The 6,890-nt window shown below is 65.4% G+C and carries 6 protein-coding genes; 1 reads left to right on the forward strand and 5 read right to left on the reverse strand.

Annotated features, from left to right (window positions below; translation table 11 throughout):
- From ACIQ09_RS21285 to ACIQ09_RS21305, 5 genes are all read right to left on the reverse strand, one after another.
- A partial coding sequence (locus tag ACIQ09_RS21285; protein ID WP_398314277.1) for an acetaldehyde dehydrogenase (acetylating) occupies positions 1 to 746 on the reverse strand: 746 nt, incomplete at its 3' end.
- 29 nt (positions 747 to 775) lie between these two features.
- A complete protein-coding gene (gene mhpD / locus ACIQ09_RS21290; protein WP_398314279.1) occupies positions 776 to 1,567 on the reverse strand; it encodes a 2-keto-4-pentenoate hydratase in 792 nt (263 codons plus the stop codon).
- Entirely contained in the window at positions 1,567 to 2,700 is a 1,134-nt protein-coding gene (locus tag ACIQ09_RS21295; RefSeq protein WP_398314281.1) for an ABC transporter substrate-binding protein, read from the reverse strand. The genes mhpD and ACIQ09_RS21295 overlap by 1 nt, the downstream gene beginning before the upstream one ends.
- 47 nt (positions 2,701 to 2,747) lie before the next feature.
- Positions 2,748 to 3,692 carry a 3-carboxyethylcatechol 2,3-dioxygenase gene (locus tag ACIQ09_RS21300; protein WP_398314283.1) on the reverse strand — a complete coding sequence of 315 codons (945 nt, stop codon included), beginning with the start codon at positions 3,690 to 3,692 and terminating at the stop codon, positions 2,748 to 2,750.
- Complete coding sequence (locus tag ACIQ09_RS21305; RefSeq protein WP_398314285.1) at positions 3,689 to 5,350, reverse strand: bifunctional 3-(3-hydroxy-phenyl)propionate/3-hydroxycinnamic acid hydroxylase; 1,662 nt, start codon at positions 5,348 to 5,350, stop codon at positions 3,689 to 3,691. Before ACIQ09_RS21305 ends, ACIQ09_RS21300 begins: the two co-directional genes overlap by 4 nt.
- A gap of 175 nt (positions 5,351 to 5,525) precedes the next feature.
- On the opposite strand from ACIQ09_RS21305, the gene ACIQ09_RS21310 reads away from it, so the two are divergent.
- Positions 5,526 to 6,335: a DNA-binding transcriptional regulator gene (locus tag ACIQ09_RS21310; RefSeq protein ID WP_398314287.1), complete on the forward strand. Its 810-nt coding sequence runs from the start codon at positions 5,526 to 5,528 to the stop codon at positions 6,333 to 6,335.
- Positions 6,336 to 6,890 lie beyond the last annotated feature (555 nt).

Consider the following 6,890-nt stretch of genomic DNA (forward strand, 5'->3'; position numbering starts at 1 on the left):
AACACCGGGCCGTTCACCAGGCGGTAGCCGGGCACGTACTTCTGCACTTCCTTGATCATGTCGGCGATGGATTCGCGGATGGCGTCCTGCTGGGGTTCGCCTTCGGTAAGGCAATGCACGGTGTCGCGCATCATCAGCGGGGGTTCGGCCGGGTTGATGATGATGATGGCCTTACCCTTCTTCGCGCCGCCCACCTTCTCGACCGCGCCGGCGGTGGTGCGGGTGAATTCGTCGATGTTCTTGCGGGTGCCGGGGCCGGCGCTCTTGGACGATACGGTGGCGACGATCTCGCCGTAGGCCACGGGCTGGACGCGGGAGATGGCGGCGACCATGGGGATGGTGGCCTGGCCACCGCAGGTGACCATGTTGACGTTCATCTCGCGCTGACCCACGTGGTGCTTGAGGTTCACCGGCGGCACGCAGAAGGGGCCGATGGCGGCGGGGGTGAGGTCGATCATCAGCACGCCGAGTTCATTGAGCTTGCGGCTGTTCTCGGCATGGACGTAGGCGCTGGTGGCGTCGAAGGCGATCTGCACGCCGTCGGCGAGCACGTGGGGCAAGAGGCCATCCACGCCCTCGGCGGTGGTCTTGATGCCCATCTCGCGGGCACGCTTGAGGCCGTCGGAGTCGGGGTCGATGCCCACCATCCACACCGGCTCCAGCACCGGGCTACGCTGCAGCTTGGCCAGCAGGTCGGTGCCGATGTTGCCCGGGCCGATCAGGGCGCATTTGATTTTTCTGGTCATGGCAATTCTCTCTTGTTGGGTAGGGCGGATCAGGCGAACAGGGCCGTGACGCTGCCGAGGCCTTCGACGCTGACATCAAAGCGCTCGCCCGGCCGGACGCTGACCATGGGGCCGAGGGCGCCGGTGAGCACGATGTCGCCGGCCAGCAGGGGGCGGCCGCAGCGCACCATCACGTCGGCCAGCCACACGGCGGCGTTGAGGGGGCTGCCCAGGCAGGCGCGGCCGTTGCCCCGGGAGACCACCTCCTCGCCCCGGCGCATTTCCATGGAGCAGGCGGTGAGGTCCACATCCTGCAGCCGGCGCGGCTGGCCGCCGAGGACGAAGAGGCCGCTGGAGGCGTTGTCGGCCACGGTGTCGACGAAGCGGATGTTCCAGTTCTCGATGCGGCTGTCGACGATCTCGATGGCCGGCAGCACGTACTCGGTGGCGCGGATGAGGTCGGCGTAGGTGTGCCGCTCGTGGGTCAGGTCGCGACCGATAACCAGGGCCACCTCGGCCTCGACCTTGGGCTGGATCAGGCGGCCGAGGGCCACCGGCTCACCGTCGCCCACGGCCATGTCGGCAAACAACATGCCGAAGTCGGGCTGATCGACCCCCAGCTGGGCCTGCACGGCCAGGGAGGTGAGGCCGATCTTGCGCCCCACCAGGCGGCGACCTTCGGCCAGCCAGGCCTGGGTGTTGGCCTCCTGGACGGCGTAGGCACCGTCCTGGTCGGCGTGGCGCAGGCGATCGCGCAGGGGGGCGATGGTGTGGCCGCCGGCGGCCGCTGCCTTGAGCAGCGCCGCCGCGGCTTCCGTGCCGAGCAGGGAAGCGTCGTTCATCACTTCACCAGCTTCCAGTGGTTGTTCTCGACCTTGATCAGCACGATGGCGCTGGCGTCGTAGCCGGCGTGGTCGTTGGCACCCATGGTGTAGACGCCGTTGGTGCCCACCAGCTTGCTGGTCTTCTCGATGCCGTCACGCAGGGCGTTGCGGAATTCGGGGGTGCCGGATTTCACCTTGGCCTTCTGGGCGGTGACGATGGCGTTCTGCAGCAGCTGCCAGGCATCCCAGGAGGCGCCGGCGAAGGTGGAGCGGGAGTCGGGGCCGTTCTTGGCTTCGAGTTCCTTCACGAAGGCCATGCCGTTTTTCTTGGTGGGGTGGCTGTCGGGCAGCTGTTCGGCCACCAGCACCGGGCCCACGGGGATCAGCGCGCCTTCGACGAACTTGCCGCCGACCCGCAGGAACTCCTTGCTGGTGACGCCGTGGGATTGATAGATCTTGCCCTTGTAGCCGCGCTCGCGCAGGGTGATCTGGGGCATGGCGGCGGGGGTGCCGGAGGCGCCGACGAAGACCACATCGGGCTTGGCCGACATGACCTTCAGCACCTGGGCCTGCACGCTGGGGTCGGCACGGCCGTAGCGCTCGGTGGCGACGATCTTGATCTTGCCTTCGGTGGCCTTGGTGAGGGCCTTCAGCAGCAGCTCGCCCCAGGAGTCGGAGAAACCGATGAAGCCCACGGTCTTGGCGCCTCCTTCCACCATGTCGGCGACGATGCGGTTGACCATCAGGTCGGCGGAGGGCTCGCTGCGGAAGATGTAGCCGCGCTTGTCGCCGGACACATCCAGCGGCGCGACGGAGATCATCGGGGTCTTCTCGGCGTTGGCCACGTCGGCCATGGCCACGGCGGTGCTGATGAGGTTGGGGCCGAGGATGGCGTCCACCTTGTCTTCGGAGATCAGCTTGCGCACGTTCTTGACGGCGTTGGTGGGGTCGGTGCCGTCGTCGAGGAGGATGAAGTTGATCTTTTCACCCCCGATGGTGCTGGGGAACAGGGCCACGGCCTTCTTGGTCTCGGCGCCCAGGGCGGCGGCGGGGCCGGTGAGGGAGGCGATGATGCCCACGTTGATGTCGGCCAGGGCCGGGGTGGCCACGAGGGCGGCGATGCTCAGGGCGATCAGGTTGCGGGATTTCATGGTTTGTCTCCTCTGTTGGATATTTGTAGTCAGTTGACGCTTGCCGCTTACGCGACGACGCCGGTCAGGGCGGCAAAGCCGGCGATCCACTCGGGGATCGCCCGGTAATAGCGGGACTGCACCTGGTAGTGGCCGCCGGTGGCGGCGTTCATGGCGGCGTTGGCGGCCACCCAGGTCTTCACCTCGTGGGCCGAGGCGCCGGCCGCTTCGGTGATGGCGGCGTTGCCGTAAGCGTCGAGGGCGGTCCAGTCCTGGCAGGCCAGGTTGGCCATGAAGGCCTGGTCCCACTGGGGGTTGAGGGGGTGCAGGGGGCTGCTGCCGCCGGCAAACAGGGTGGCGGCGTCGATGGTGCGCTGCTGGCGCGCAGCGCGGGCATCGGCGGTGGGGTTGCGGCCGGCGATCAGGCGCTCGGCCACCTCGGGCACGGCGGTGGCGATCTGGGGCACCGGCGGGTTGTGGGACAGGCCGCCGGAACCGATGATCAGGGTGCGCTTGCCCAGCTTGCGGGCAAACTCGCCCACCGCCTCGCCAAACTGGCGGGCCCGGCGGAAGCTGATCACCGGCGGCGCCACGCTGTTGATGAAGAGGGGAATCACCGGGTAGCGGGCGAGGCTGCCGCAGATCTCCTCCAGGGGCTGGGCAAAGCCATGATCCACCTGCATGCGGTAGGAGATGGCCAGGTCGATATCGGCCGCCACCACGTGCTGGGCGCAGGCTTCGGCGATGTCCCGGGGCACGTCCAGCGGGCCCGGCGAGGTCATGTAGTCGCCCACCGAGGTGGCCGAGGTGCCGATGCACAGCTGGGGCATGGCGTCCAGGAAGAAGCCGTTGTAGTGGTCCGGGGCAAACAGGAAGACGAGCTCCGGATCAAAGGCTTCCACCTCGGCGCGCAGGGTGGCGACGATGCGGCCGGCCTCATCGACCACGTCGGGCAGCGGGTCCACGTAGCCCTTCAGGGGCGTGTGGGAAAGGCATTGGAGGAGAAAGCTCATGCGGCCTCCTGCAGGGGGGCGGCCGGGCGACGGGCGGCGTCCAGGTTGAGGCCCATCTTGCCGGCGACGGCTTCGAGCAGTTCGTTGATCTCCACCGGGAAGGCGATGCCGGCCACGAAGCGGTCGGGGCGGATCAGGGCGATGGAGCCGGGGTGCTCGCCAAACCAGTCCTTGAGGCGCAGCTGTTCATCGCCGATGACCTCGGTGGCATCGCTGACGTCCACCCGGCGCTGCATCTGCACCACCGGCTTGACGGTGAGGATGCGGGCGTTCATGGCAGCCAGGATGGCCTTGCTGCGGGGGGTGAGCCAGTAGTTGGGGTCGGCGCCCCAGGCCAGCAGGGCAAAACCGGTGCCGATCACGTCGTCCAGCAGCTTCACCTCACCCGCCTGGGTACGCACTCGCGGCTGGATGAAGAGGCGGCCGACCGGGGAGTTCTTGCGGGCGGTCTTCTCATGCACCACCAGGCCTTCGGAGTAGAAGGGCATGGGCTTGTAGCGCATCTCGCTGAAATATCGCTTCACCGGCGGGATCTGGTTGAGCAGCCAGGTGCTCACGTCGCGGAAGGCCGCCTTGAAGACGTTGCGCGGGTAGAAGATACGCCCGGCCGCCACGGACAGGTCGATCATGGCCTTGGCGTGGGGCGGACGCTCGATGTTGTAGGTTTCGAGCAGGGTGTCGGAGGCCAGGCCCTTGACCACGTAGGCGAGCTTCCAGGCCAGGTTGGTGGCGTCGCGCATGCCGGTGTTGTAACCCTGGCCCTGCCACACGGGCATGATGTGGGCCGCATCGCCGGAGAGCATCACGCGGCCCACCTTCCAGCGGTCGGCAATGCGGGCGTTGTGGGTGTAGACGCGCTTGCGGATGAAGTCGAGCTTGTTGATGTCGGTGCCGGGGGGCAGCACCTTGCCCAGCAGCTCGGCCATGCGCGCCGGGGCGGTGATCTGCTCCTCGGTCTCGCCTTCCCACACCATGAACTCGAAGCGACGCACGCCATCGGGCAGGGCCACCGACACGTAGGGGCGCTTGGGGTCGGAGTGCATGTAGATGTAAGGCACGCCGAGGGGATCGTTGCGGATGTCCACCACCAGCCACTGGGAGGTGTCGGTGAAGCCACCAAAACCCACGCCCAGCTGGGTGCGCACCACGCTACGGCCGCCATCGGCGCCAACAAGATAGCGGCAGCGCAGGGTCTGGGGGCTGCCGGCCTTCTTGATCTTCAGGGTGACGCCGTCCTTGTCCTGCTCGAAGGATTCGAGTTCGGACGACAGGAACACGGAGGCATTCGGGAAGCGCTTCAGGCCGTCGAGCAGCTCCACATCCACGGCGGGCTGGTTGAAGGCATTGCGCCGGGACCAGCCGAACTCGTCGGTGCGCGGCTCGATGGAGGCATACACCCGGCCGCTGGCATTGACGAAGCGCATCCAGTGATAAGGGGTCAGGTGCTGCTGCACCTGCTCGACAAGACCGATGCCCTGGATGCTGCGCAGGCACTCGTCGTCCATGCCGACGGCACGGGGGTAGTCGATCAGGGCGTCGCCCTTTTCGAGGAGCATCACGCTGATGCCGTGCAAACCGAGGGTGTTGGCAATGGTCAGCCCGACCGGGCCGGCTCCGACGACGATCACGTCCGCGTCGAAGCGCTGGTTTTCGCTCATGAATGTCTCCTGGTGTTCCCGGTTCGCCTGGAGAAGCCCCCTGGTTCGGATGGGCCGGCGCCGGAAATTACGTTATGAGAAACTTGTTGAGCGGATTCTAGGGTTGCGGCCGCACCGGGTAAAAAATAAAATGGAAACGTCCACTCCTTGCACAACATTGATTTAAATCAATAAATTGCCACGCAAGAACACCGGCTCCGAATACGCCCTGGTACGCGGCCTGACCCGCGGGCTGGACCTGCTGCGGGCCATCAACGTGCAGGAAGGGGGCCGGTCGAGCCTCGGCCAGCTCGCCGAAGTCACCGGCCTGCATCGCACCACGGTGCGCCGCCTGCTGGAGACCCTGATCGCCGAAGGCTATGTGCGACGCAGTGATTCGGACGACAGCTACTGCCTGGCCTTGCGGGTGCGCTCCCTGGCGGAAGGCTTCCGCGATGACGACTGGATCTCCGGCATCGTCGCGCCGGCGCTGTCGGAATTGCTGCAGGCGGTGGTGTGGCCATCGGACCTGACCACCCCCCAGGGCGCCCACCTGGTGATCCGCGAATCCACCCACCGCTTCAGCCCCCTGTCCTTCCACCGGGCCATGGTGGGCCAGACCATGCCCATGCTGCTCACCGCCGCCGGCCGAGCCTTCCTGGCCGCCTGCCCGGATGATCAACGAGAGGAAATCCTGCAACTGGTGCGTGCCGGCGACGACGACCAGGCCCGCCTGGCGGCCGACGAGCGCTTTGTGCACAACGTGCTGGGGCGCACCCGGGAACAGGGCTACGGCAGCAACGACGGGGAATGGACATCCCAGCGCAAGGTGGGGGCCATCGCGCTGCCGATCATGCTCAACGGGCGCCCGCTGGGGGCGATCAACCTCGTCTACCTGAACCGCATGGTGACGCTGAAGGAGGCAGAACGGCGCTATCTGCCCGCGCTGCAGCGGGCGGTGAGCCGGATTGAGGACAAGCTGGCGGAGCAGCAGGGGCTGCGGTGAGTTTTATATTCGAGGGAGAATTGCTGTTCGTTGCCTGGAAGCCGGGCGACAACGAATGTTCCAGCTATTGATCTTGATTGCGGCTCTCTGCGTTGGCTTCACTCTTCCTCTCACGGGAAGGGCCGAATCTTTTTTCGTAATATTCGGGCTCTCTCTTCTTCGCATCATGTTCAGACAGGGATTTGCTGAGAACCCAGGCAATGAGCCCAATACCCACAAAGGACATCAAAGGGTACAGCTTCACATGCCAAGTCAAGTCAAGAGCAATGGCAAAGACAAAAAACAGAACCCACAAAATCCCGGCAACTAGCAATCTTGCGATTATCGCGAGTATGGTTGAAATCATGTTCCCGCTTGAGAAAAGCACCGGACGGAATAATGCCAAAAGGATACATGAACATCCCTACTCGACAAAACGGTGGATTCATCAATATAGCGGATGCACCACTACACGAGTCTCCCAATTCATTCAAAACCATCATCCCTCAAGGACTCAGTTTAAATACAGCGCAATGATCACTACATTTAAGCTGCTGGTCACGTTTTCTGGCGCTC

It is taken from the genome of Zoogloea sp. (assembly GCF_044344315.1).
In the GTDB taxonomy this organism is placed as follows: Bacteria; Pseudomonadota; Gammaproteobacteria; order Burkholderiales; family Rhodocyclaceae; genus Zoogloea.

What these genes read in the sequence shown, in the direction of transcription:
- mhpD (WP_398314279.1), bottom strand. Translation starts at nt 1,567, where the DNA reads ATGAACGACGCTTCCCTGCTCGGCACGGAAGCCGCGGCGGCGCTGCTC.
- ACIQ09_RS21295 (WP_398314281.1), bottom strand. Translation starts at nt 2,700, where the DNA reads ATGAAATCCCGCAACCTGATCGCCCTGAGCATCGCCGCCCTCGTGGCC.
- ACIQ09_RS21300 (WP_398314283.1), bottom strand. Translation starts at nt 3,692, where the DNA reads ATGAGCTTTCTCCTCCAATGCCTTTCCCACACGCCCCTGAAGGGCTAC.
- ACIQ09_RS21305 (WP_398314285.1), bottom strand. Translation starts at nt 5,350, where the DNA reads ATGAGCGAAAACCAGCGCTTCGACGCGGACGTGATCGTCGTCGGAGCC.